33 protein-coding genes are annotated in these 21,798 nt (G+C 41.0%); 2 read left to right on the forward strand and 31 right to left on the reverse strand.

What is annotated here, in order from left to right; genetic code table 11:
• Positions 1–3: 3 nt before the first annotated feature.
• The 27 genes from A4G16_RS02250 to A4G16_RS02375 form a co-directional block, all read right to left on the reverse strand.
• Positions 4–720, reverse strand: coding sequence for a phage minor tail protein L (locus A4G16_RS02250; protein WP_165888522.1), 717 nt, complete (start codon positions 718–720; stop codon positions 4–6).
• Positions 720–1,049, reverse strand: coding sequence for a phage tail protein (locus A4G16_RS02255; RefSeq protein WP_165888523.1), 330 nt, complete (start codon positions 1,047–1,049; stop codon positions 720–722). Before A4G16_RS02255 ends, A4G16_RS02250 begins: the two co-directional genes overlap by 1 nt.
• On the reverse strand, positions 1,049–4,636 hold the full coding sequence (locus A4G16_RS02260) for a phage tail tape measure protein (protein WP_165889882.1): 3,588 nt from the start codon (positions 4,634–4,636) through the stop codon (positions 1,049–1,051). The genes A4G16_RS02255 and A4G16_RS02260 overlap by 1 nt, the downstream gene beginning before the upstream one ends.
• A gap of 68 nt (positions 4,637–4,704) precedes the next feature.
• The gene (locus A4G16_RS02265; RefSeq protein WP_027074913.1) at positions 4,705–4,947 is read right to left on the reverse strand and encodes a hypothetical protein; all 243 of its coding nucleotides are present in this window, start codon (positions 4,945–4,947) and stop codon (positions 4,705–4,707) included.
• Positions 4,948–5,026: 79 nt separating this feature from the next.
• Positions 5,027–5,260 carry a phage tail assembly protein T gene (locus A4G16_RS02270; RefSeq protein WP_165888524.1) on the reverse strand — a complete coding sequence of 78 codons (234 nt, stop codon included), beginning with the start codon at positions 5,258–5,260 and terminating at the stop codon, positions 5,027–5,029.
• A 44-nt stretch (positions 5,261–5,304) separates the two neighbouring features.
• A complete protein-coding gene (locus A4G16_RS02275) occupies positions 5,305–5,712 on the reverse strand; it encodes a hypothetical protein (RefSeq protein ID WP_027074911.1) in 408 nt (135 codons plus the stop codon).
• Positions 5,713–5,795: 83 nt separating this feature from the next.
• A complete protein-coding gene (locus A4G16_RS02280) occupies positions 5,796–6,437 on the reverse strand; it encodes a hypothetical protein (protein WP_165888525.1) in 642 nt (213 codons plus the stop codon).
• 3 nt (positions 6,438–6,440) lie between these two features.
• Complete coding sequence (locus A4G16_RS02285) at positions 6,441–6,785, reverse strand: DUF3168 domain-containing protein (RefSeq protein WP_165888526.1); 345 nt, start codon at positions 6,783–6,785, stop codon at positions 6,441–6,443.
• The gene (locus tag A4G16_RS02290; RefSeq protein WP_165888527.1) at positions 6,782–7,261 is read right to left on the reverse strand and encodes an HK97-gp10 family putative phage morphogenesis protein; all 480 of its coding nucleotides are present in this window, start codon (positions 7,259–7,261) and stop codon (positions 6,782–6,784) included. Before A4G16_RS02290 ends, A4G16_RS02285 begins: the two co-directional genes overlap by 4 nt.
• Positions 7,248–7,577, reverse strand: a complete 330-nt coding sequence (locus A4G16_RS02295) for a phage head closure protein (RefSeq protein ID WP_165888528.1) — start codon at positions 7,575–7,577, stop codon at positions 7,248–7,250. The genes A4G16_RS02290 and A4G16_RS02295 overlap by 14 nt, the downstream gene beginning before the upstream one ends.
• 42 nt (positions 7,578–7,619) lie before the next feature.
• Positions 7,620–7,940, reverse strand: coding sequence for a head-tail connector protein (locus A4G16_RS02300; protein ID WP_165888529.1), 321 nt, complete (start codon positions 7,938–7,940; stop codon positions 7,620–7,622).
• 52 nt (positions 7,941–7,992) lie between these two features.
• Positions 7,993–9,201 carry a phage major capsid protein gene (locus tag A4G16_RS02305; protein ID WP_165888530.1) on the reverse strand — a complete coding sequence of 403 codons (1,209 nt, stop codon included), beginning with the start codon at positions 9,199–9,201 and terminating at the stop codon, positions 7,993–7,995.
• A gap of 66 nt (positions 9,202–9,267) precedes the next feature.
• On the reverse strand, positions 9,268–9,867 hold the full coding sequence (locus A4G16_RS02310) for an HK97 family phage prohead protease (RefSeq protein ID WP_165888531.1): 600 nt from the start codon (positions 9,865–9,867) through the stop codon (positions 9,268–9,270).
• The gene (locus tag A4G16_RS02315; RefSeq protein WP_165888532.1) at positions 9,860–11,077 is read right to left on the reverse strand and encodes a phage portal protein; all 1,218 of its coding nucleotides are present in this window, start codon (positions 11,075–11,077) and stop codon (positions 9,860–9,862) included. The genes A4G16_RS02310 and A4G16_RS02315 overlap by 8 nt, the downstream gene beginning before the upstream one ends.
• A complete protein-coding gene (locus A4G16_RS02320) occupies positions 11,074–11,226 on the reverse strand; it encodes a hypothetical protein (protein ID WP_165888533.1) in 153 nt (50 codons plus the stop codon). Before A4G16_RS02320 ends, A4G16_RS02315 begins: the two co-directional genes overlap by 4 nt.
• Positions 11,223–12,926: a terminase large subunit gene (locus A4G16_RS02325; RefSeq protein ID WP_165888534.1), complete on the reverse strand. Its 1,704-nt coding sequence runs from the start codon at positions 12,924–12,926 to the stop codon at positions 11,223–11,225. The genes A4G16_RS02320 and A4G16_RS02325 overlap by 4 nt, the downstream gene beginning before the upstream one ends.
• The gene (locus tag A4G16_RS02330) at positions 12,923–13,408 is read right to left on the reverse strand and encodes a phage terminase small subunit P27 family (protein WP_165888535.1); all 486 of its coding nucleotides are present in this window, start codon (positions 13,406–13,408) and stop codon (positions 12,923–12,925) included. Before A4G16_RS02330 ends, A4G16_RS02325 begins: the two co-directional genes overlap by 4 nt.
• 109 nt (positions 13,409–13,517) lie before the next feature.
• On the reverse strand, positions 13,518–13,868 hold the full coding sequence (locus tag A4G16_RS02335; protein WP_165888536.1) for an HNH endonuclease: 351 nt from the start codon (positions 13,866–13,868) through the stop codon (positions 13,518–13,520).
• 6 nt (positions 13,869–13,874) lie between these two features.
• Complete coding sequence (locus A4G16_RS10935; protein WP_237052383.1) at positions 13,875–14,027, reverse strand: hypothetical protein; 153 nt, start codon at positions 14,025–14,027, stop codon at positions 13,875–13,877.
• Positions 14,028–14,145: 118 nt separating this feature from the next.
• Positions 14,146–14,268, reverse strand: coding sequence for a hypothetical protein (locus A4G16_RS11010; RefSeq protein ID WP_257792999.1), 123 nt, complete (start codon positions 14,266–14,268; stop codon positions 14,146–14,148).
• Positions 14,269–14,409: 141 nt separating this feature from the next.
• Entirely contained in the window at positions 14,410–14,694 is a 285-nt protein-coding gene (lysC, locus tag A4G16_RS11035) for an Rz1-like lysis system protein LysC (protein ID WP_420704460.1), read from the reverse strand.
• The gene (locus A4G16_RS02350) at positions 14,588–14,959 is read right to left on the reverse strand and encodes a DUF2570 family protein (RefSeq protein WP_165888538.1); all 372 of its coding nucleotides are present in this window, start codon (positions 14,957–14,959) and stop codon (positions 14,588–14,590) included. The genes lysC and A4G16_RS02350 overlap by 107 nt, the downstream gene beginning before the upstream one ends.
• Before the next feature lie 91 nt (positions 14,960–15,050).
• On the reverse strand, positions 15,051–15,593 hold the full coding sequence (locus A4G16_RS02355) for a lysozyme (protein ID WP_165888539.1): 543 nt from the start codon (positions 15,591–15,593) through the stop codon (positions 15,051–15,053).
• Positions 15,583–15,831: a hypothetical protein gene (locus A4G16_RS02360; RefSeq protein ID WP_207951339.1), complete on the reverse strand. Its 249-nt coding sequence runs from the start codon at positions 15,829–15,831 to the stop codon at positions 15,583–15,585. The genes A4G16_RS02355 and A4G16_RS02360 overlap by 11 nt, the downstream gene beginning before the upstream one ends.
• Before the next feature lie 65 nt (positions 15,832–15,896).
• The gene (locus A4G16_RS02365) at positions 15,897–16,802 is read right to left on the reverse strand and encodes a DUF7689 domain-containing protein (protein ID WP_165888540.1); all 906 of its coding nucleotides are present in this window, start codon (positions 16,800–16,802) and stop codon (positions 15,897–15,899) included.
• A gap of 337 nt (positions 16,803–17,139) precedes the next feature.
• A complete protein-coding gene (locus A4G16_RS02370) occupies positions 17,140–17,625 on the reverse strand; it encodes a P22AR C-terminal domain-containing protein (protein WP_237052384.1) in 486 nt (161 codons plus the stop codon).
• Positions 17,597–17,776, reverse strand: a complete 180-nt coding sequence (locus A4G16_RS02375) for a hypothetical protein (RefSeq protein WP_165888152.1) — start codon at positions 17,774–17,776, stop codon at positions 17,597–17,599. The genes A4G16_RS02370 and A4G16_RS02375 overlap by 29 nt, the downstream gene beginning before the upstream one ends.
• Positions 17,777–18,133: 357 nt before the next feature.
• On the opposite strand from A4G16_RS02375, the gene A4G16_RS02380 reads away from it, so the two are divergent.
• Together A4G16_RS02380 and A4G16_RS02385 are read left to right on the forward strand one after the other, a co-directional pair.
• Positions 18,134–18,478, forward strand: a complete 345-nt coding sequence (locus A4G16_RS02380) for a hypothetical protein (RefSeq protein ID WP_165888541.1) — start codon at positions 18,134–18,136, stop codon at positions 18,476–18,478.
• A 27-nt stretch (positions 18,479–18,505) separates the two neighbouring features.
• Positions 18,506–18,799 carry a hypothetical protein gene (locus tag A4G16_RS02385; RefSeq protein ID WP_165888542.1) on the forward strand — a complete coding sequence of 98 codons (294 nt, stop codon included), beginning with the start codon at positions 18,506–18,508 and terminating at the stop codon, positions 18,797–18,799.
• 36 nt (positions 18,800–18,835) lie between these two features.
• On the opposite strand, the gene A4G16_RS02390 is transcribed toward A4G16_RS02385, so the two are convergent.
• The 4 genes from A4G16_RS02390 to A4G16_RS02405 form a co-directional block, all read right to left on the reverse strand.
• Positions 18,836–19,981, reverse strand: a complete 1,146-nt coding sequence (locus A4G16_RS02390; RefSeq protein WP_165888543.1) for a type I restriction endonuclease — start codon at positions 19,979–19,981, stop codon at positions 18,836–18,838.
• Between the two features lie 80 nt (positions 19,982–20,061).
• Complete coding sequence (locus A4G16_RS02395; protein WP_027074893.1) at positions 20,062–20,421, reverse strand: antiterminator Q family protein; 360 nt, start codon at positions 20,419–20,421, stop codon at positions 20,062–20,064.
• A complete protein-coding gene (locus A4G16_RS02400) occupies positions 20,411–20,770 on the reverse strand; it encodes a RusA family crossover junction endodeoxyribonuclease (protein ID WP_165888544.1) in 360 nt (119 codons plus the stop codon). Before A4G16_RS02400 ends, A4G16_RS02395 begins: the two co-directional genes overlap by 11 nt.
• Positions 20,763–21,791: a DUF968 domain-containing protein gene (locus tag A4G16_RS02405; protein WP_165888545.1), complete on the reverse strand. Its 1,029-nt coding sequence runs from the start codon at positions 21,789–21,791 to the stop codon at positions 20,763–20,765. Before A4G16_RS02405 ends, A4G16_RS02400 begins: the two co-directional genes overlap by 8 nt.
• Positions 21,792–21,798 lie beyond the last annotated feature (7 nt).

Consider the following 21,798-nt stretch of genomic DNA (forward strand, 5'->3'; position numbering starts at 1 on the left):
TGTTTACCCCAATTTATTTACTGATACAAAGCCACCAAAATTACGCTGATTGCCTCGTAGTTTACAACCGTTTAAGCAATGGCTGCATTTATCCGCTTTGGGGTCAGATGTTGGCTTGTCTTTTTCGTCAAAATACATCTTGCCGGTATAACCGCATTCAGCCGAGCGATAAATCCAAGTGCAGGTGTCCGCCATAATCAGTCGGCTTGGGATTTTAGCATTATCGGTTTCAATCGGTAATGCTAGCGTAAAGGTTGCCGTATCACGAGTGAGACTAGAGAGTTGCTCAATCACAAAATGGCTGATAATTTCTTGATTTGGGTCAGCCTTTGGATTTCCACCGGCAAAATTAACCGCATCTAAATATTGAGCGTAAACCTGATGTCTCCGCACAATAGCTCCGATGCACTCATCAAACTGGTTAGCAATACCCGTTACCAAGCCAAATAGATTAGATAGCGTTAGGGTAGGGCGGTTGCTGGGTCCGCTACTGTTTCGCTCAAATCCACTTGCTTCAATCGGGTAAGGTTCGTAAGTTCTACCTTGCCATACTACACTAGCTTTCAGCTCATTGAGTCCCGAGTAAAAGCGGTAAACACTACCGGCATTACCGCTTTTATCTTTTAGATTGCGTAAATCCACCTCGTACAAATCCAGCATTGCATTTTGCTCAAGTTTGGCAAGATCGAGCTTCATTTGATTTGAGATACTAACAGGCATTATGGCACTTCCTTAAAAGTTACACTAAATTCCCAATGGTTTAAGCCAACCATTTTGGCGGGCCAACTGCTACACACTACTTTTTTGTTTTGTTGTGTGTATGGATCTTTAAAGAAAAAAGGGGAGACACCTCGATGTTTGGCAAAAAATGCCTCTACCGCTAAATGTTTCCCTTTCTTCACTTTGATTGTGCCGGTATAGGTTCGCAACAGATTATTCAACCCTTTAGGAGAGCGTTGCGTATAACCATCCCCGAATTTAACTTCCATTATTTCGGGGTTATTTTCAACCGATAAATCAGTGCGTACACACCATTTTAATGTTTCCATTAGGCAAATACTCCTCCTGCTCGGAAGTTATTTTGGATCATACCGTTTGCTTCCTGTCGGGCAATTTTACGCATTAACTCAACGGTAATTTGCGTTTGCTCGCCTTGCTGTTTTTGGCTCACTTTGGCATCTACTGGTTCACCATTATTGATAACCTGTACACTAATACTACTTTGAGCAGATTTAGGCTGATAAGATGATGATGGTACTCTTGGCACCGCTACACCACCGCCGGAAGCAAAACCACGCTTACCATAGTTAAGATAGTTGAGATAATCCAAACCAAGACGTGCAGTGGCTTCTTTGGTAAGAACATATTCACCTTTGTGGACAATGCCTGCCGGGGTGTATTTGCCACCGTCGCCGGTATAGCCGCCAGTAGCCCAAGTGCCTAATCCATAGGTAGCATTACCATCAATTGTAGTTGTTGGTCCTTGATAACCGAACAACATAGTTGCTCCTTGCTTGATAGCATTAAATAACATCATTTTGATGATCATTTTGCTAAGATCGGATAATACAGAATTAGCAAAACTGCGAAAATCGGCTTTACCGGTCATCACAAAATTAGTCAAATTATCAGCCATTCCGTCAAAGGTGTTTTGGGTAATATTAGCAACATTTGCTGCTACATTGCTGACATCAGTCTCAATATTATTCCAGCCTTCTAGCATACCTTGTTTAAAGCTACCTCGAGATTGCTCTGTTTGAGTTTGGATTTCGGCTCGACGTTCCTTGAGCTTAGCGATTTCTTCATCTAATTTGGCAATATTTTCAGCCGTCATACCAATTTTGAGCCTTGCTGCCTCAAGATCTAACTCGTGGTTATACTGCATTAGCTCTTGCTCTTGGCGAGTTTTACCGAGCAAGGTTAATTCAAACTCCATTGCTTTGAGTTTTTCACCATTATTGTAGGTAAATTGAGAAATGGCTACCTGTTGCTGGGCGGAATCTAACTGACCGGCTAACTCTTTAAGCCTTGCGACACCTTGCTCACCGTAACCTTTGTATTTTTCAGCGTTGATCGCAATATCTTCTGTTAGTTTTCGGACTTCTTGGTAGTCGGAAACTTGACCGAAAACGGCAATATCTGCGGCATTCGCTTTTAGACCAGCTAAACGGTTTGTCATCTCCGCCACTTGATTTTGATAACTTTCCGCAGAGCGTTCCGCATCACGCTGTTGCTTTTTAGCCGCTTTTTCTGCCTCTTTTTCTGCCTTGGTTTTCTTAGGTTTACTGCCTTTACTACCTGTTTTGATACTACTTTCTTTCAGGTTTGCTAATTGAGCTTCATAGGCTTTTTGATAATCTAACCCGGTAAAATCTTGCCCCTCAAGATTAAGCTCCGCTTGTAGCTTATTGGCTTCATCGGTTTTGCCATCTCGTTTTAATTGGCTGATTTTGGTTTGTTTATTTAAGCGGTCAATGTATTTTTGAGCCTTGTCAGATACAACAGCACCTTCGCCAATATTTAGCCCCATACCGGATAAATTAGCCACCATTACCGCTGCTCGCATAGCTTCACCGGCAACACCGCCAAGTGCAGTAGCGATATTATTCGCAGCAATCACCATTTCGGGAGATTTGACAGTAAAGTTACCAATAGAGAGGTTTAATCCATCAATTTTGATTTGGCTTTCGTCAATGTGAGGATATAATTTGACAAATTCCTCTCGTAGGTTAGCGATTGGAATATGGGCTTTTAAGGCTTCTTGAGCCTCTAAGCTAGAGTTCAAGGTTCTTTGAGTTTTTTCAGTATCTGCGGTCACTAATTTCAGCTCTTCTTGTTTTTTCGCAAGCTCTTCCGCACTCATTGTAACACGCACAGTGCCAGCAAACGCATCCTCATAAACCGTCGCACCTTGCTCAATTTCACGAGTAAGTTCAGCTTGGCGTTGTTTCAGACTAGCTAATGCTGTTTCCTGTTCTTTGATCGAACGAGACAATTTAACCATTTCGGCATCAGTCTGAGCCTTAGTCATTTTCTCGATATTAGCTCGAACAGAGTCTAAACTGTCTGCATATCGTAGTGCTTCTTCTCGGGCTGCTTTTTTACTTTCAGATAATCCCCATAATGCAGCACTAGCGGTTGTGGCAATAGTGACTAAAGTCATCAACGGGTTAGACAATACTGCAGCTTTGAGCATATTCATTTCATTTCGAACACCTGCAGCAATACCTTGATAAAGAACCATTGTGGCACTCGTTGCCCGAGTACTGACAGCATAAGCTGATTGTGCGACGGTATTTTCTAAATAAGCTGCTTTTAACGCATTTTTTGCTACTTGTTGCTGCTGATCCAAGAAAATTTGCTTTTGGCTCAATTCATGTTCGACACGATTTAATTGCTGCAACTGCTGTTGAATAACCTTCCTCTCGGTATAACTCACTGCTGAGAGAGACTGAATTTGCAATTTTTGACGCTCTACTTGAATTTGTGCCTGTGTTGCAACAACATCAGCCTGTTTTGCTTTAGTATCTTCATACTGAGCAAGGGTATTAGCATACGTTGCTTGAGTTTCTTGAGCCATTACAACAAATTTTTCTCTTTTAGCTGCTGTTTCAGTCACGGTTGCTTGAGCATTTTTAATTGCCCCAATTGCTACATTTGCTTGATCTTGTAAAAATGAACCGAGTTTTAATCCAGCAAATGATATACCCAAAACTGTTACAGCACGTGCAGCAATATCAAAATTATCTGCAAGCAACCCTAATACATTAACAACTGATTGTGATACCCCTAATGCTTGATCCGTTTCGCCCACCCACTTTTCAGTTGCAGTAGAAAGATTTTGCATTGCACCACTTATTGTTGTTGCCGTTTGGTTATATTGTCCGTTTACATAACTTTCTGCTTTCTTTAAGCCTTCAATCATCTTTTCAGCGGACATTTCGCCGTTATCGACCATTGCTTTAAATTCAGCAGTAGTAATACCTAAGCCTTTGGATATCGCTTGAACTATTGATGGCGTTTGGGTCATCAACGAGTTAAACTCTTGGGCTTTCATCTTGCCCATTAATAGCGACTGACTAAATTGCACTAATGCATTTGAGGCAGTAGCGGAGCTTGCTCCTGATATAGCTACCGATTTAGCGACTGTTTCTGTCAGCTTTGCAACCTCTGTTTGTGAAATCCCGAGCTGTTTGGAATTTTGTGCGAATGTTTGATAAACAGACGATGTAGCTTGAGTCGATTGTGCCGTTTTGAGCGAAATATCGTACACATCAGCCATAGCTCGGGCGTGTTGTGTTTCGGTTTCAGTGACTAATTTGAGTTTATTACCGAGTTCGGTATAGCGATCAGAAAACTGTGATAATTGACCTGCAGCATTACGTAGTCGTTCAAGATTATTTAGCTTAAATTCCCATTTAGTTGCAGTATTGATATTCTTAGCTGCATTTTCTATATTACCTAAGTATTTAACTGTTCGATTCGAAAATTGTTTCGCAGCATTTTTAGTTTTTTCTAAATCAACCTGAAAATTCTTGGCAAACTTTTGTGCCTGCTGTTCTGACTTACCAAGAGCTTGTTGGAACTGTATAGCCTCCAAACTGAGATAAATGTTGAGTTGTCCAAGAGAAGACATCATTTTTCTCCCATAAAAAAAGCCCACCGATGGTGAGCTTTATAAAACAAAATAGCAAATTTATTGACTTAGTAACGTGGCTTTAATAGATAGTCACAAAATTTAATAATGCCATTTAAAACAGCGATAATGAGATAATAACCAAATACGCCAATAAGTATTGCTGCAAATAGAATATCTCCGAAAGTACCGTTAGACCACATTTGTGGGATTGTAATAAAAAGAAAATAAGGAGTCACAATAAATAAAGCAAATAATTTACATAAAATCCAAACAGCATTAGTCGTTGATGATATGAGATATTTAACCATTGTGCCTCCTTCAAAATAACTAAAATATACTTATGCTAAAATAAGATAATTTCTCCTAAAATTCAAGTAATATCCTGCATTATTTTCTTTTATTCAAATACTCTGCCACTCCGTCATCAACTAAGTCATCATCTTCATCAACACGATTAAAAAACGGCATAAAGTCTGACAATTCGGGAGCTTTGCCTTTCGGATCACGGTTAATCATTGCCATTAAATGTGAGAGCTGAGCCTGACGGTAATCTTCCCGCCATAGGCCGAAAGGTTGCTCTTGATAGAAGAGTTGGTATTCAGCAAAGTGGCATTCGGGCATCTGTTCGATTTCTTCCAGTGTTTTACCTAATGCGAGAGAGTGTGTTAGTTGGAACTTTCTTCGCTCGCTAAGTTTTTTGGCTCACCCGCTGCCACTGCAGCACTAAAAGCCTCAAAAACACTACCGTCTAGTTTAGATATAGCAATTAAGTCATCTTCGCTTTCTGGGTTAAACAGATTATTACCATCTTCATCACATAATCGAGTAGCAATCGCTCGAGGCAATGAATATGGGTCATATACATTACGCAAAGTAGCTTGTAGTTCGTCTTCATCCTCAAAATTTAGTTCAATACCTTGTGTTTGAGCTAATTGTATTAAATGCTGACGTTGCCCAAAAATTTGTTTATTGGTTTCTCCGACTGTTAAATCACGTAGGAAATATTTTTCACCATTGATGTTAATTTCACGCAGAGCCGGTTTGTTTGATAATAATTTATCGCGTAGCGTCATAGATTATTCCTTTAGTAAAATTCTGATGTAAAAAGACCGTTTGTAGAAATAACAAGCGGTCGGTTTCTAGATAAAATTTGCAACTAGATTAGCAAATAGTCTCGGCCTGCAGGTTTAATTGAAACAGAGCCTTCGTATTTGCCTTTGACTTCGCCGGAGAAACCATTACCAGCTTCAATAAAGCCTGTACCATAGGTTGTACCATTTTCATTCGGCAATTCAAGTTTGAATGGAAAGGTCGCTTTTTCATAGAATAATTTACGCAGGCGTTTTTGCATTTCGTGGCTTGGGCTGTGGAAGAAATTCAGCTTGATAGAGCCAAATTCAATTTCACCTGGTTCGGTTTCTGTGCCTTCGGAGCAAACCGTCGTTACATCTTCGGTAGAAAGCGTATCGTCCGATTTTTCAATGTTTTTGATCGCACAGAATTGGGCAGAGAATTGTACTCGTGCGGCTTTGGCTTGTGTGTAGCTACTTGGTAGGTCTTTACCTTCCCAGTTCACTTCTTCACAGAGTTTAACCTGATCGCCTGTTACCGATAAAACAGGGTAAACGCCGTCAAGTTGGCCACAGCCGGTAATTTCAATCGCATCACCTTTATTGTAGCCTGAGCTAGCGATAGTTAATGTAGCTGTAGCAAGGGTAATTGCAGTAATTGCTTTTTGCCCTTCCTTGCCTACGCCAATGCGGAATTTAGTGCCTTTAAATGGGGTAGTTTTAGCCATAGTTTAGTCCTCATAAGCTATTTGATAAGTAAACATTCGCCGATGGAGTTGGGTTTCTGCTTCGTAATCGCTGAAATCTGATACTCGTTCGGCAAAATTAAAAGAATCTTCGACTGCTTCTATCACTTTTTTACGCAGTCGAAAAATATCATCAGGATTGCGACTGTAAATATCAATTTGCACCGTGTAATCGTCCATGTCACAGTCAATTAGGGCGGAGTTGGGCGATATATTAGGAAATTGATACACAATCACAGGGTATTCCGTGTTGGTTTCGGGAATAACCTCATAAAAACAACGCCCCGAAACAAGCGATTTCAGGGCGGAGTAGAGTTTGTATTGGATCAAGAAGTTGCCTCCTTGTGGATTTCGGTGCGGAGCGTGTCGGTGATCGCTTTTGCTGCTTGCTGTTTGCTTTGCTCAAATGCCGGTCGCATAAATGGTTTGGCTGCCATTTTACTTGTACCAAATTCCACAAACCGCCAGTAGTATGGATCGTTAGGGTTGTAAGCCCCTCCTTTTCCGCTCTTGCCTTTGAAACGACTGATCTGATTTTGGCTGGCTTTTTTTACCCAAATAATGGTTTCGGTTTTACCATTTTTGATTTTAGTTCGAGCCGTGATTGCCTTTTTCAACGTGCCTTTCTTTCGATGGGGTACATTTTCCTGCAAAACAGGGGCTTTGGCTCGTGCCGTATCTCGCACAATCGTTCCACCTTGTCGCATAGCTTTCACTGCAATGCGGTTGGCAGCTTTTCTACCAAGCTGTTGCATTTTCTGCCCCAGCTCTTTTAGCCCTTCGACTTTGACGTTAAGTGTTGCCATTCGTCAGCTCCTTACAATGCAGTAAGAGGCTTCGGTTTAGTTCTCGCCAGTTTTGGATTGCTACAATCTCAAATAGGCGTGCGCCAAACTTAATCCGCATTGTGTGATCAAGGTTTGGCAGGTAGCGTAACCAAATTTGCACTGTTGCCTCAGCGTGAATTTGATTTGCTGAAATCAGTTCTCGCCCAGAAATCGGTTTTACTTCCGCCCAAACGGTGTGTAGATCGTGCCATTCAGCAACGACTGCACCATATCCGCTTGGGCGTTGGCGTTGCGTCTGGATAATAATACGATGACGAAGTTTGCCGATGTTCATAATTTTCCTTACTGTAAATGTTTAGGGAAATTCGACCGCTTGTTAGAGCGTGAGAAATTTATAAGGCTGAATAATGATTTCGACTGTTGGCGGAATCGCAAAATTCGGTGAGTTATTCGCTTCGTTCCAACCACTACGGTTTTCATACAAGTATGCCGTGAGCATCAATACCGCCAACTTGATGTCTTCCTTCAGCAGTAACGCATTTGCCGGTGGCTCTTCGGGCAATTCATCAAATAGTTGGCGATTTGTCAGGTTTTCTACTGTTTTGCGGGCTGAAAGTAGATAGCCATTGAGCAAATCGTCTTCTAGTTCGTGTTCGATACGGCATTGTTGTTTGACTTCTTCTAGAGTAATGTTCATTGCTTTACCTTATAGAAACAGGGAGAATAGTTTTTCTCCCTGTGTAGAGTGATTAGCCTTTACTGGCTAAAGATTTGATTGCAGCGGTATCTTCAAGCACACAGTCGAAACGGTGGAATGCTAGGAAACCGACTTGGTCAAACTCTGCGTAGCGTTCCACTAAACGGCGTAATGTCATACCCGACACTCGGCGGATAATGAAACGGCTGAAATCGCCGAAGTACGCAAATTTTGCACCGGCAGCAATGTCTGCGATTCCTTGGTCAATAACGTATTGCTGACCTAAAATAGTTGCTGGTGCAACACCTGCAATATCAGGCAACCATAATGGGCGTTTTTGACCGTCCACCATTTCTTTTAATGCTCTCAATGTGTTGTCGTTAAACGCAAGGCGAGTAGTACCTACATTGCGGTATGCAGGATCAACTGAGTGAATTAAAGCGTTTAAATCTGTCCATGCTACAGCAGTGGCCGCCGCTGCTTGTGTGACACCAGTCACCGAAGCCTGTAAGCCTTTCGGTTGTGCCGGTGTGCCCAAGCCTGTACCTTGGATAAGATATTTTGCCTCCGTACGTCCGATACGTTGAGCAATACGGCTTGCTAAAAATGCTTCAATATCTACCCCTGAATCTTGTAGTAATTCATTCGATACACGGATAATTTTTGAAGAAAGTTTTTTAGCACCCAATTCAGCAGAACCAAATTCTACATCTTGCTCGGTTGCAGCTACGTTTTCCCCGATTAATTCACCTTCTTCTGCTGTGCCGTCTGCGGTTGCCCACATAATCGGATGACCATCTGCCGTATTAAGAATTTGAGCTACGCTTGCAATACCGCCATAGGCTTTCATTTTTTCCACAATACGAGCTTGCATTTCTTTTGGCACGGTATAGCCGCCCTTGTTATCTGTGCCGGCAGCTTGAGCTCGAAGTTCAGCCATTACCTGTTTTTCTTCTTGGGTTAACTCACCCAAGCCACGGCGTAGGAATGAATCAAATGCTTGTGAGCGTTTTGCTTCCGTATCTAATACCGGATCTTTCGCTTGCTCTTCACGTTTTTCTTCCACAAAGAGTGCATCGGTTGAACGTAACGATTCTTCACGCTCAATTTGTGCCTCTACGCCACCCAGTTCGTGTTTCATTGAGTCCCACTTAGTGCGTTGTTCGTCCGTCCACGTTTTTTCTCCGATTTCGTCATTTAATTGACGCATTTGAACCGCAATATTGCGGCGTTTTTCTTGTAGCTCGTGTAATTTAGCCATTTTGGTTTCCTCTTAAATGAAAAAAGCCACAAGAATGTGGCTCGTATTGATAAAAATTTTGTTGGTTTAAGCACTAATCAGGCTCAAAAATCGTTCTCGTGCGGCTTTTTGTGAAACGGCTTTTGCGATTGCTCCTGAATCTCTTGCCTCTTTCCACGCTTCAAGGGAACGAGCGGTGCTGCTGGCTTCTTGGTAAGCCGGATAAGTTACCGGACTAACGTCATACAGACGTGAAATTTTGTGAATTTCCCGAATGATGATGCCATCTTCATTTTCGTACCAATCATCACCATTGCGTGCGATCTTGAACGCGAAAGATGATTGGGTAATATCGCCGCGTTTTAGTGGGGCGATAACTAAATCACGAATGGTAGGGGTGTCGGGGGCGATGATGTCATATTTTAAGCCTGTTTCATCGACAGAAAGGCTTAGTGTGCCAGCTTTGCTTCGACCAAGAATGAAGTTTGGATCGTGATTGAATAAACCCCGGACATCGTCTTCTAGAACATCATCAAAGGCCCCTGGCATAATGATTTCACGGAAACCCCACATTACTTCTGATTTTGAGTTGAATACTGAGCCGTAGCCGATAATGTGCGTTGGCTCGTTTTCTCGGTTTTCGGCTCGTACTTCGCCAGCGTAGGAGCGTTTTTCAATATCACTCATTGCTGTTCTCCTGTTGTTTGTTTTGTTGAGATTGTTGGGCGGCATTCACGCTGACAAGCATTTCATCTAATCCCTCAACCGGGTTCATATCTTCCAGTTGGCGTGCTTCGTTGCGTGACATCCAGCCATCGGTGATAGCATTGTGGTAGAACGTTGCTCGTTCCGCTGCTGTACCACGCATAATGCCGGCTAGGTTAAATTTGACGAAATAACCTGCTTTGCGTTCTGCATCAGTAAATATTTTACGATTAAGTTCTTGCTCCCAATTTACAACCCACGGCATTATGCTATAGCGGATAAACTGAATAGTTTGCTCGGAAATATTAGAGAAAGTCGCCTTTTCTAAATCATTTATCATGTGAGCCGGTACATTGAAAATACCGGCAATTTCTGAGCGGTTGAGTTTCATCATTGAGAGTAGTTCGGTATCAACAGGGGAAACTGTTAAGGCTTTATAATCAAGTTCAGCAGGAAGAAAAATAGTTTTATTTTCTTCACTTCGCAGCTTATTTTGTGCCTCTTGCCACATCGCTTTGAAATTCGTCCAAGAACTGCTATTGATAGGTGTTTTTACCGATAAAATCCCTGCGGGGCGTGCATTACCGCCAAAAAAACTACTAGCAAATTTGCGTGCATCTAAGCCTAAGCCAATAGTTTCGGCGTGCGTTTGAATGACGGATTTGCCTGTTTTGATTGACGGCCCAAGTGATTTAATGTGAATCATATCATCGGGCGAAATGCTCAATGTTTTGTCATCATCGTAATAGCCGTAAACGTGGCGACCTCCATTTTTCAGTAGCTGAACTTTCCATGGTTCAAGCGATTCGAGAGACTGCACTGTCCCATTTTTATTCCGTACGATGTGAATGTATGCATTGCCATACAGTAGCACCGCACTTTGGGCATATTCACGCAATTTATATGAGGTTTGCCAAAAATTAGGGCTGTCGTGGAGCAAATAATATGTGGGGTGTTCTCGCTCCGTTTCTACCTTGCTGCCACTTTTACGCTTAACGTGTAGAGGTAGTTGTGCAATGGAACTAGATAGCACATAGACACAAGCATAAACCGCCGACAATTTCATTGCGAGATCGGGGCTAACGGTTTTTGTTGGCTGTGAGCCAAATAATTCTTCATAAGCATTTTCTGCACTTAATGGAACAGCTGGGTTTTCTAGTGAGCGAGTGGTAAAAAGTTTGTCAAAAATCACCGCTTACCTCCTGAGGCAAAAATAGCCAGTAGCAGTAGCAACGCACCACTTGTCATTAATGTCACCTCTAATCCATATTTGAGGTATAAGCCATAGCACAAGAGCCCAAAACCTGTTAAACCTAACAGATCTAAAATCAGATTTTTCATAGCGTTAATACCTCATTAGGGAAAAAGTTATCGTCCACGTTCAACATAATGCGACCGATTGCCATCATTAGGGCAACTGCTCCGTCAATTTTGTTTTCTGGGATTTCTTTAATCGGGCGAACCACGTCATCATTACCCGGTACAGTTTTACCGACAACGTTACCGATACACCACGTCATAATCGGGTTGCCGTCGTGATGGAAACGTCCGCTTTCGATAGCCGCCTCCAACTCTTTCATCGGGTCGGAGAGGTTTGTGTAGTTTTGGGTAATGGTTATCGGGTTTAAGCCTTCGTCCGCCAAATTGTGGCTGATCGCAATCGCTCCGTGTGGGTCAATCGCCACACAAGACACTCTGTGTTGGTGGTTGGTTTCTTTGATGACTTCTTCGATTTCGCGATAATCCACTTCTGCACCGTCTGTTGCGGTTAGATGTCCGCTGTTTACCCATTTTTGGTACTTATCGACTACACGTTTTAACGCTGTGTCGGTGTCGTAAACAGTATCTTCCGGCACAAAAAATTCAGGAGAAATGCAGTAGTAATGGCGTTTACCATCAATGATTCGGCTGAATACTTTAACGAGCGAGTTCATATCGAGTTTGCGAGCCATATCTAGCCCTAAATAAACCTCGTCATTTTGGAAATCATTGAGGCTGAGACTTTCGTCTTTGCAGTTTTCCCAGCTTACCATATTGAAAAAGCTCTCTTTTGCCGATACCCATACGTTTAGGTGTTTGGTTTTAAAGGTGTTGGTAAGTCGTGCGTTGTTGATTGCTTTATTTTGTTGGCTAATCAGATAATCGCCATACACCGATACATCAAAATTGGGGTTCGCCTTACGAAGTACGCTTTCGTCTGTCCAATCATCATCTTCATCAATGGTGTAGATAATGCCGAATAGTTCGTCATTTGGGATTGCTCCGTTGAGTTTTTCAATTACTTCTCGGCGTTTGTCGTAGCACGGTCCTTCGATGTTGTAGCCAGCGGTAGTGATAATAAACATCAGCGGCTGTTTTCTTGCTCCCATACCGGTGAGCATTGTGGTGTAAAGTTCATCATTTTTGTGTTCGTGGTATTCGTCCACGATGGCACAACTTGGTGATGCACCATCACCCGGTGAGCCGATCAGCGGTTCAAATCGGGAACCATCACTTGGACGGTTAAGATTTGATGCATTTACTTCAATGCCAAAAGTAGAGCAGAGCAGATCGGTTTTCTTACACATTAAGCGAGCAGGGCGGAATACTTCCCACGCTTGCTTTTCGGTGGTTGCACCTGAATAGACTTCAGCACCAAATTCATTGTCCATACAGAACATATACAAGCCTACACCGGCAGAAATTGCCGATTTACCATTTTTACGCGGCACTTCGACATAAATTTCACGATAGCGACGAAGGTTGTTAGATTTGCGTAGCCAGCCAAAGGCATTTGCTACGATAAACAGTTGCCACGGTTCAAGTGTGATGTTTTGGCGTTTCAATGCCCATTCACCCTTGGTGTGCGGTAGGTATTGAATGAACTTACAGGCTTTTTCCGCTTTCACTTCATCAAAAAAGTAAGGGAATTTAACCGCTTGTTGTTGCTCTAAATCATCTAAAAATTGTTGGCACGTTTTCACGATAAATCGACAAGCGGGGATTTTACCTGCGACAACATCTTTGGCGTATTTAGTCGCTTTTTTGATATTGTCCGTCATTGTAATAACTCCGCAAATGGGTTGATGTTTTGTTCGTCTGCTTTGCCGGTTAGGCGTTGGCGGCTGCTTGGGTCAAGTCCAAGCAGAGAGCCAAATGTTGTCATCTGTTTTAGTGCCTCATTTAGTACAGTAAATGCCGGATTTTTGGATAGTCCGCCATTGCTGTTTTCTACGAATGTGCCGTATTTATCTATATCTTTACAGGCTGAATTTCGGTTCTGATAGGCAATACAGTAGTTAGCAACAACCTCAAGATCCGTTTGAAACAGTACGCCTTGAGGTAATAGTTCTTTCAAAAGAAAAGCCCACATTCGCTGACCATCTTCATTAAGTTGGGGCGGTGGTGGGCTGTTTTCATTAAATGGGCTAAATTCAGGCTCGTTCTGATTTAGTTTTCGTTTCCCGGGGTTGCCTCGACGTTCTTTCACTTTCGTCGGGGTGGGTTTTCTTCCTCGCCCCGGCGTTGTTGATTTTCCTGTCATTTGGCGTTTACCCTAAATTTTTAATTTCGCGGTTGTAAAAATTGAGTTCAGGGAGCGGTTTCCAAGGCGAAAGGTTGTAGAGATTTTCCTACCCCTCCCCACTAACAATCTATGCTAATCGTTCTCGTGCGGTTTTCGTTTTATGGCACGAATAACACAAACTTTGTAGATTGGATAAATCATCATTGCCACCGTGAGCCTTAGCAACAATATGATCCACAGTTGAAGCTGACACATACAAACCTCGCTGTAAACAGGCTTGGCACAAATGCTTATCGCGTTCTAGTACGATTGCTCTTAGCTTTCGCCATTGTGAGCCATAACCACGTTGCGATGATGTTTTACCTTGTTGGTGTCGCTGCCAACCGCAAGCCTTGTGTGTATCACAATACCCACTCGGATCAGTTGTTGTATGCTTGCAGCCTTGCTTGCGACAGGCTTTGGGGATTCTAGCTGGCATAATAAGTTATTGATAACGTTTAGCTTTTACTTTACTTAGCGTAGTACCTGTATCAGTAAGCACTTCCGCATAATCTGTTTCATAAATAAAAATAGATTGTAGCTCGCCAAGCACGTTATCATCTGGAATTAATACCACGGCAACAGGCTTACCACTCACACCATCGGAACGTACTGTGGTTGCAATCTGTTCAGGACATACCTCTTCTTTGCCTTCCTCATCGGCATAAACAGTAGGGAAGTGGAGAACAGTTTCAAAGGGCTTGCCTTTGTCTTCATCAAGTAAACCTTAGGGCTTGCTCAATTGCGGTTTGATAACCATCAGAGCCAGCGTATGCGATGGTAGCTTGTTTAACTTGTGATAACACAACTAACGAACCTAATTTCAATTTAATAATCATAAGTAATCCTTTTGTTAATAGAACACATTGCTTAGTTATGATCTTGATATAATCAAAAGCATAACTAAGTAATGCAACACAAATAGAAAAGGGAACAATTAAGCTCCCATTTATAGTGGCACATCATTCATCAGCACCTAGTCATTTAAACCCTTGTTTGGTTTGTGCCTGCCACTCTCTAATGCGGTCGATTTGACTCGCACATAAGTCACGTTCCTTGATAACAATCATCAAGTAATCAATTGCATCCGCATACGTTTTGCCACTAAACTCTGTCCGTTCGCACGATACTAAATAAGCCGCTGGCGGATATAAATAATTAGTCTTTGTGACCACCGACCGAGTGCAACCGCTTAATGCTGTCGATAACAGCGCCAGGCATAGCAACACTGCCACATGGCTCTTTAATAAGCACTGTCTTAACATTCTCACGCTCCGTTTCCATTTGTGCTTTTAATGCATTTGTAATCTTTTGCTGATTTTCGACCGCTTGCTTTTCCGCTTCCAGTTGAACTGTCAACTCTTGGTTTACAGCTCCCTGCTCAGCAATCAACGAATCCTTTACCTTAACTTCTGCATTCAGTTCATTGATTGTTTGAGACTGGTAGAAAATCCAACCGCCTAGACTCAACACTATGACCGCCAAGCCGACCACGATAAAAGTAATCGCCTTCGTGAATCCATCTAACATAAACACCACCTTAAGTAGCGGTGCGGTTTAGGCTCTTTTGTACACGCTTACGCCATCTAATTTACTTACTCCCATAACCGCACCACTAATCTTATAAATCTGATAAACACAATGCTTTTTCTTTTTCTCTGCGAATAATTAACCCTTTCAGTTTACGACCTCCCGAATATACCCAACGGGGTAATTCATTACATACGCCTTTCCAATCTTGGGAATTTGCTTTACGAAAGAGAGTGGATTTTGATAACGCTCCACAACCAGCATTGAAAGTAATAGATACCGTCGAATCAAAAACAGATTGTGGCATTTGTTTACCGTTCGCAAAACGATTTACACAACGCTCAGCAATTACAATATCGTTTTTCCACCAGCGAGCGATTTCAATATCTGAGTAAATTTTCTTTGCATCAATAGGCTCGCCACTAGCTGCTGTACTACCTACACCAACCGTTAAAACATCAGCGGGGCATTTATAAGGTTCTCGACGACATCCCTCTGCATTACCAATAATTTCTAATCCATCAATACTCGTTCGGAATTCATCACCGTAATTTGTAATCATGACAGCTATCATTGTTAATATAGAACAAGCACCACCGATTTTACTTAAGGTTCCCCATCTATTACTCATCATCAAGCCCTTTTTCTAAACGTTTCACTTTTAACTGATGGATCTGCTCAGCTCGCTCTTCTTCACGGCGTTTAATCTTTCTAAGCTGATATTTTTCCACCAAGTTCACAATAGCGGTAATTGCACCAATAACTAAACTGATTAGTGCTAAGATTTCTTGAGCGGACATCAGCGAAAAAAAACCGCCAATGCCAGCCCACCAGTAACTTTGATTTCCAGGGTCTTTAAACATTTTATCCATACCTTACCTCCTTTTCTTGAGGCAATAAAAAAGACCCTGTTTAAGGGTCTTATCACTGAACTGCTTTATGTCAATGAATCTATGTATTTCTTGACTGTTCGGCGTGCTCTACCATGTTGTCCTTCCAAAACATGGCATTCTGTACCATGGAAGACTTTAAGGCTTTCTGTTGATTGAAGCTCATCATAAGCTAATAAAGCCCAATAATCACCGACATAAAGTCTAAGAATAAGCAATGGCAAAATGTTATTTTTTTGCCCAAACTGAATAAGCTCTTTGTATGTGGTTGATTGTTTCCGTGCAACTGGATTAGAGCTAAGCAGTGAGTTTTTATCTGCCGAATCCTGCCAAAACTGAATCCAATTTTCATACAATGTATCAAAATCATGAATTACATTCTTAGATAATAAAGACAGTGCTTTACTAAGTTTTATCAGGTCTGAATGAGTAATGGTAGGCTGTTGTCTTTGTAGTTTCGGGCGGTTTTGCTGTACTGCTTCACCGGCTGATTTTTTATAATATGCTACAGGTTGTCCATAAGATTCGCCTTTTAATCCGTCTAAATCATGAGCTATGCGAATGTAAGCACCTAATTTCGACTCCCATTGTTTTGATTGAGGATAAGCAATACAAGCATGCGTCATATATAACTTGCCATTTGGTAATGTATTTCCCCAAGCAATAATATGAGCCTCATTTATATTCGATACTCTTGTAAACCCGGCCTCTTGATAAAATCTATCAAAGTCCGCTAAGGTTGTATCTTTATCTGTAAGATATGGATGATATAAAGGCCATAGCCAATCATCAGTAACACCTAAAGTCCAAGCGACACAGTTATAGCATTGTGTAGCAATACTGGTTTCCTTAGTTGTAGCCAGATTTAAGTTTGGAAAGAATGATTTATAAAGGATACTTTCACCTTTATCTAAAGGCTTTGAATATGTGGGAATATTTTTGCACTCGTTCATTTTAAACCTCCAATGAAACCGTGATAATAAAAAAGCCCCGACTGGTAAACCAATCAGGGCTGTAACAATAGTGTTGCGTAATGCACTTGCAATAATCGCAAGGATTACATAAATCCTATACTTTTAGGGCGACCTTGTCAATCTTTTTTAATCATTTGAACACGTCCGCCACAATAATGTCCATCACAGTCGTTATCTAAATCTAATACGTAGCCGCCAACACAGAGAAAAAATATCAATACATATTTCAGCATAATGCACCTCAACCAAATTTTGCGTGTAGAAATCCGCCACTTGATGTTTCACAAGCGGTCAGATTTCATTAATTTTTTGCGAATTAAATTCGGACTATTCCACCTAAGCCTTGAGGTTTATAGGTTCGTAAGGTTTGCAGGGCTAAATGGTAGTGAGCCTCTTCTTTCGGATCGACATCAAATTCTTCTAAGAGTGGTTCAAGAAGTCTTTTCATCGCTCCAAGAGTGGTCTGGTATTCTGTTACGTGGGTATAGGCTTCTATGCCGTGGCGTGAACCAAGCATTTCAAGCGGTTTATGAATTTTTCTCAACAATTCTAAATTGTTGTAAAGTGCGAACCACATTGACGCGAATCTTAGCCATTGCTCTTCCGTGAGCTCTTTTGAGTATTTTTTCTTACGCAATGAGAGTGGTAGTTGGTCATCAGGCAAGGTTAATTGTGTTTGTGTGCTGTATTGCCCGGTTTTGCGAATTTGGGGTAAAACTTCTGAAGTTACCCATTTTCTGAAACGGTGTGGCACTGAACCTTTTTTCACGGCTTCACGGCAACGGAGAATTAGTGTGTACATTCCGCTTTCGCTGACTAAATTTACCTCTTGAACTTGCTTTGAGATACTCTCGGTTAAACCGAGGTTCATTATTGATTGCAATTACACGGATAGAATGAGTTTCAAAATTGAAGGTTGAGAGTTGGGTTTGAGTAGAGATTTGATTAGTCATAATTGACTCCTTTGTTTTTATTTCGAAGTTTTAGCCCTAAGTTTAACTTAAGGTAGCCGAGAGGTTCGAAAACTGAAACAAAGAACAGCCGGGATTATTCCCCTTTCGGGTATTGTATTCTCCGCCCTCTCGACATTGAGCCTATACAATCCTTCTCTAATGGCAAGAAAAAGATCGCAAAATTTAGACACAAAAAAACCGCTTGTCTGACGGGTGCGGATACCGCTTTGTTTCTTTAAGGTTTCGACGCCTATGGAATGTATAATAGTATTTTTTATTTTTGTGGTCAAGATCTCATTTTTATTTATCAATATATAGTATATTTATATAACATTTAAATGATATTTAGAGGTTATTATGAAAAAGCTGGCAGCACAAATCGCTCTGACGGTATTAATGGGAACATTATCAATGTCATCTATTGCCAAAACAGAATGTTTTGGAGAAGGTGAATATCGAGTTTGTACCGAAACCATTACACAATCTGACGGTACAACTAAAGTAGGATCCTATGATACTATGGGGAATAACTACTCGGTAGAATCAGGATGTAAAGGTAATACCTGCTATTCTCAAGATAGTGAGGGAAATTCATATTTGATAAAATCATGGTGTGATGATAAAGGATGTCATTCAGAGGATAGCGATGGTAATCGTTGTACTGTTACCCCATCAGGGAAAATGATTGGTTGTGGACAATAATTTACTTTTAAATATGAGGAGTTGAAAATGGAAGAAACCACACAAATTCAAAAACTAGAAACTCAAAATTCTAATCTATTGACGTGGGGGTGGCTAAGCTACCTTGCTGCATTTTTCTCTATTGGTTTAGGTCTATATAAACTTTTCGTTTATTATAATTCAACCGCAGAAAGCCTGAGAAAAAATGCTTACGTTAGTGGCGATGCTTATAATTATATCATCAATGGCACCCACGCAACGGTGTTTTGTGTTATCGGTTTAGTCTTTGCTGTCATTGGTGCAGGCTGTTTTATTGTTAATGCGATAAATAACAAGAAGTAAAGAATAAAGCCCCTTGGGTGTCAAGGGGCGTTATGATTATTTCTTTCTTGAGAAATTTTCATCATTTTGGCAGTATTCTAAACAATCTCGAATTAAGCCACTTATTCTTAGAATATTTTCAGGTCTGTTAATTATAATGTTGTTACCATTGACTTCCAAACCCGCTCGTTGGATTTCTGCTTGATGGATATCAAGTAGTTCTAATGGCACGTTGATACAAGGTTGCTGTTTATTATCAAAATATCTTAAAACCCATCTATTTGATTTCCCTTGATATAAAACGCTGAAATAACTTTCAGTATCTTTTGCGACTAATTCTGCATTTTCACCAAGAATTAATACAACATAATCAAACAGTAATCTTTCCGTATATGTAGTAACAATTTTGCTATTTGTTTCGTCAACAATTGGAGCTTTTTCGTCAATATCTACATTCACACTTTCTTGCGGCTCAGGTTCTTGTATTTTACGAGATAATCCCGAAACAACCATAGCACTAACCGCTTTTTCTACAGCCTGTTTAACAATAGGTGTTATTGCTTCTATAAAACGTTGATTTAATTGTCTACCTACATTCGAACGACCTGCAACATACCTTACAAATTCGTGATCAACATCTTTTAAACTCTCACTAATTGTTTTAGTAAAGGCAGATAGGTACACGCTTTCTTCGGCTAAAGTTCGTAGTGCCTCAGGCTGGAAACGGTCATGACAAAATTGACTTAATTGATTAATTTTAGAGTCATCTACATTTTCAAAATTAATACGTAAAAACGGAGATTCATCCATAATATTTTTATCTTTTAAATCAGTAAAGAAACGCCATTCTCGTCCATTAGTAACTGCTGCGACAGTAACCTCAGGTGTCGCATTAAAATATCTAGATAGCTGTGGAGAATGATTTGTTAAATTTTCATTATATGATTTTGCTTCAATAAACATAACCGGCACATTATGGCAAAATAAAGCATAATCGACTCTTTCACCATTCTTAACACCTGGAAAGTCAGCTCCATACTCAGCTCGTACTTTAGTTGGATCATATGGATTAAAGCCTAAAATATCTAATAAAGGTAGAATTAACGCTTGTTTAGTTGTTTCTTCAGTTGTGCAATGTGAACCAACCTTAATAACATGCTGGATATGAGATAGTACTTTTTCTTTGAATATATTTTGACTCATTTTTAAAATCTCCCATAGGTAAAAAGAGCCTATACTTTATCGTATTTTTGTAAATTATACTGTGACGTAGATCACGTTATTTAAACCACTAAAGCCAATTTTAACCCAACCACCACACCTAAAACATACATTTCCGCTTGAGCTAACTCTCGCTTGAATGTTGTATGGCTAATCCCCAACACTTGTTCAATTTGGCTATCAGACACCCTTGCCGCATATCGACCAATTAGCACCTCATATTGTTGAGGTTCTTGCTGTTTGAGTTGTTTAACACAGCGGTCAATTTCAAAAATTGAATCATCGGTTAAACGTAATATCCTGTGATTGCTTGTTGGTACAGCTTGTGCCATACCTGCCGCCACGCATGGAAATTCGGTCCCAAGTCTGCCATTGGCAGAATAGCCCCAAAAACGTAAAATACCTTTAATATCAATTAACATCGAATCGCTCCTTAATCCTTACAATTACCGCACCGTCTTTTTGATTACCTTTGTCCTCAAATGTGAGCTTTTTCACATATTTTCGGGAGTCATCAATAATGATTTTGCTATGCACCAAAGAATCCAAAATACATTTCCCTAAGTTGTCTAAATCCCGATCTCGGTTATCCGGAAAGTAAACATCGCACTCTATTTCAACTTGTTCGCCAAATTTTGGCTTATTTTGAGCTGCGAGAAATGTTGCCCATTGATAGGCTTTACCACGTTTACACACCACTCGTCTTGTTTTGCTTACCCATTTCCAGTAGTCATTTACACTTGGCGGATAGGGCAGTATTAATTCAACCATCAATTTCTAACGCTCCTAATCCAATCGCTCGATCTAAAAACTTAATCAACAACTCCAACTGTGAGCCGTAATCTTGCTCAAACTTACCCACATTGCGATGCAATTCGTCGTGGTGGATTCGGCAGAGTGGTATTACAAATAAATCGTGTTGCTTACTTCCCATTTTGCCGCCATAACCGATAATATGATGTGGGTCATCTGCTTGTTTACCGCAACACATACAAGGTTGAGCTTTCACATACTGCAACCACTTCCGCCACTCGAACCGTTGTAATTTCGGTTTTGCCATAAATGCCGCCAAAGGCTCCGGCTCGACTTTCAATTTTAACTTTTCGGCCCATTGCTTTAGATTAGCTCGAGCATTCGGAACATCATCAAAGCCGATATTACTTTCTCGACTGAAACCATTTTTATTCAGAGCTGGATAACCTAAAAATAGTTGTAATGCGTTATCGTCTAACTCATTAAGTAAGCCTTTTATACTGGCAAACAGCACTAAATCAGCAAATTCAATCGCTGTGGATTGCGTTTTTCTCAGCGTGAGCCGGATTTGTTGGTCCACAAAGTTTTCCCAGTTTTTATCCGCTAATGCAATTAAGGTGTCTTTGGTAATTTCACCATCCATTCGCATTTTGTCGTGATGCCAACATAGCTGTGCTGCACCGTTTTCGGTATGAGCTATTACTCTTTCCGGGTGGCAGTATTTACCATCTCGGCATTGGCAAGTTTGGATTGACTTCACAAAACGAAAATAGGGTGATTCTTTACTCTGTTTATTTAGCTCATTGAGCTTTTTTCTCACGTTTTCTGATTTCGCAAATACCGCTAACTCTTTACAAGCGGTCAAATTATCCGAAAAATTTGCAACCTTGCCTGATTTAACCGTCGCTAAATCGGTCGGTGCAGGTTGCAATAATGTCCGCTCACCGAAAGCGGCAGGAGAAACATCTTTCGGCACGCGGTAAAACACAATGCCGACTTCTGTTTGGAAATAGGGAGTGAGTAATAATCCTTCTGCCATTTGGCTA

This window comes from Mannheimia granulomatis, assembly GCF_011455695.1.
Taxonomy (GTDB): Bacteria; Pseudomonadota; Gammaproteobacteria; order Enterobacterales; family Pasteurellaceae; genus Mannheimia; species Mannheimia granulomatis_A.

Excerpts from the sequence above, each read along its gene's own strand:
- A4G16_RS02260 (WP_165889882.1), bottom strand. The coding sequence starts at position 4,636 with ATGTCTTCTCTTGGACAACTCAACATTTATCTCAGTTTGGAGGCTATA.
- A4G16_RS02310 (WP_165888531.1), bottom strand. The coding sequence starts at position 9,867 with ATGAGTGATATTGAAAAACGCTCCTACGCTGGCGAAGTACGAGCCGAA.
- A4G16_RS02400 (WP_165888544.1), bottom strand. The coding sequence starts at position 20,770 with ATGGTTGAATTAATACTGCCCTATCCGCCAAGTGTAAATGACTACTGG.
- A4G16_RS02280 (WP_165888525.1), bottom strand. The coding sequence starts at position 6,437 with ATGGCTAAAACTACCCCATTTAAAGGCACTAAATTCCGCATTGGCGTA.
- A4G16_RS02275 (WP_027074911.1), bottom strand. The coding sequence starts at position 5,712 with ATGACGCTACGCGATAAATTATTATCAAACAAACCGGCTCTGCGTGAA.
- A4G16_RS02380 (WP_165888541.1), top strand. The coding sequence starts at position 18,134 with ATGAAAAAGCTGGCAGCACAAATCGCTCTGACGGTATTAATGGGAACA.
- A4G16_RS02265 (WP_027074913.1), bottom strand. The coding sequence starts at position 4,947 with ATGGTTAAATATCTCATATCATCAACGACTAATGCTGTTTGGATTTTA.
- A4G16_RS02290 (WP_165888527.1), bottom strand. The coding sequence starts at position 7,261 with ATGGCAACACTTAACGTCAAAGTCGAAGGGCTAAAAGAGCTGGGGCAG.
- A4G16_RS02385 (WP_165888542.1), top strand. The coding sequence starts at position 18,506 with ATGGAAGAAACCACACAAATTCAAAAACTAGAAACTCAAAATTCTAAT.
- A4G16_RS02360 (WP_207951339.1), bottom strand. The coding sequence starts at position 15,831 with ATGGATAAAATGTTTAAAGACCCTGGAAATCAAAGTTACTGGTGGGCT.
- A4G16_RS02395 (WP_027074893.1), bottom strand. The coding sequence starts at position 20,421 with ATGTTAATTGATATTAAAGGTATTTTACGTTTTTGGGGCTATTCTGCC.
- A4G16_RS02350 (WP_165888538.1), bottom strand. The coding sequence starts at position 14,959 with ATGTTAGATGGATTCACGAAGGCGATTACTTTTATCGTGGTCGGCTTG.
- A4G16_RS02405 (WP_165888545.1), bottom strand. The coding sequence starts at position 21,791 with ATGGCAGAAGGATTATTACTCACTCCCTATTTCCAAACAGAAGTCGGC.
- A4G16_RS02305 (WP_165888530.1), bottom strand. The coding sequence starts at position 9,201 with ATGGCTAAATTACACGAGCTACAAGAAAAACGCCGCAATATTGCGGTT.
- A4G16_RS02325 (WP_165888534.1), bottom strand. The coding sequence starts at position 12,926 with ATGACGGACAATATCAAAAAAGCGACTAAATACGCCAAAGATGTTGTC.
- A4G16_RS02390 (WP_165888543.1), bottom strand. The coding sequence starts at position 19,981 with ATGAGTCAAAATATATTCAAAGAAAAAGTACTATCTCATATCCAGCAT.
- A4G16_RS02250 (WP_165888522.1), bottom strand. The coding sequence starts at position 720 with ATGCCTGTTAGTATCTCAAATCAAATGAAGCTCGATCTTGCCAAACTT.
- A4G16_RS02355 (WP_165888539.1), bottom strand. The coding sequence starts at position 15,593 with ATGATGAGTAATAGATGGGGAACCTTAAGTAAAATCGGTGGTGCTTGT.
- A4G16_RS11010 (WP_257792999.1), bottom strand. The coding sequence starts at position 14,268 with ATGATTATTAAATTGAAATTAGGTTCGTTAGTTGTGTTATCACAAGTT.
- A4G16_RS02270 (WP_165888524.1), bottom strand. The coding sequence starts at position 5,260 with ATGCCCGAATGCCACTTTGCTGAATACCAACTCTTCTATCAAGAGCAA.
- A4G16_RS02300 (WP_165888529.1), bottom strand. The coding sequence starts at position 7,940 with ATGAACATTACTCTAGAAGAAGTCAAACAACAATGCCGTATCGAACAC.
- lysC (WP_420704460.1), bottom strand. The coding sequence starts at position 14,694 with ATGTTAAGACAGTGCTTATTAAAGAGCCATGTGGCAGTGTTGCTATGC.
- A4G16_RS02330 (WP_165888535.1), bottom strand. The coding sequence starts at position 13,408 with ATGACAGGAAAATCAACAACGCCGGGGCGAGGAAGAAAACCCACCCCG.
- A4G16_RS02335 (WP_165888536.1), bottom strand. The coding sequence starts at position 13,868 with ATGCCAGCTAGAATCCCCAAAGCCTGTCGCAAGCAAGGCTGCAAGCAT.
- A4G16_RS02255 (WP_165888523.1), bottom strand. The coding sequence starts at position 1,049 with ATGGAAACATTAAAATGGTGTGTACGCACTGATTTATCGGTTGAAAAT.
- A4G16_RS02370 (WP_237052384.1), bottom strand. The coding sequence starts at position 17,625 with ATGTACACACTAATTCTCCGTTGCCGTGAAGCCGTGAAAAAAGGTTCA.
- A4G16_RS02375 (WP_165888152.1), bottom strand. The coding sequence starts at position 17,776 with ATGACTAATCAAATCTCTACTCAAACCCAACTCTCAACCTTCAATTTT.
- A4G16_RS02320 (WP_165888533.1), bottom strand. The coding sequence starts at position 11,226 with ATGAAAAATCTGATTTTAGATCTGTTAGGTTTAACAGGTTTTGGGCTC.
- A4G16_RS02365 (WP_165888540.1), bottom strand. The coding sequence starts at position 16,802 with ATGAACGAGTGCAAAAATATTCCCACATATTCAAAGCCTTTAGATAAA.
- A4G16_RS02295 (WP_165888528.1), bottom strand. The coding sequence starts at position 7,577 with ATGAACATCGGCAAACTTCGTCATCGTATTATTATCCAGACGCAACGC.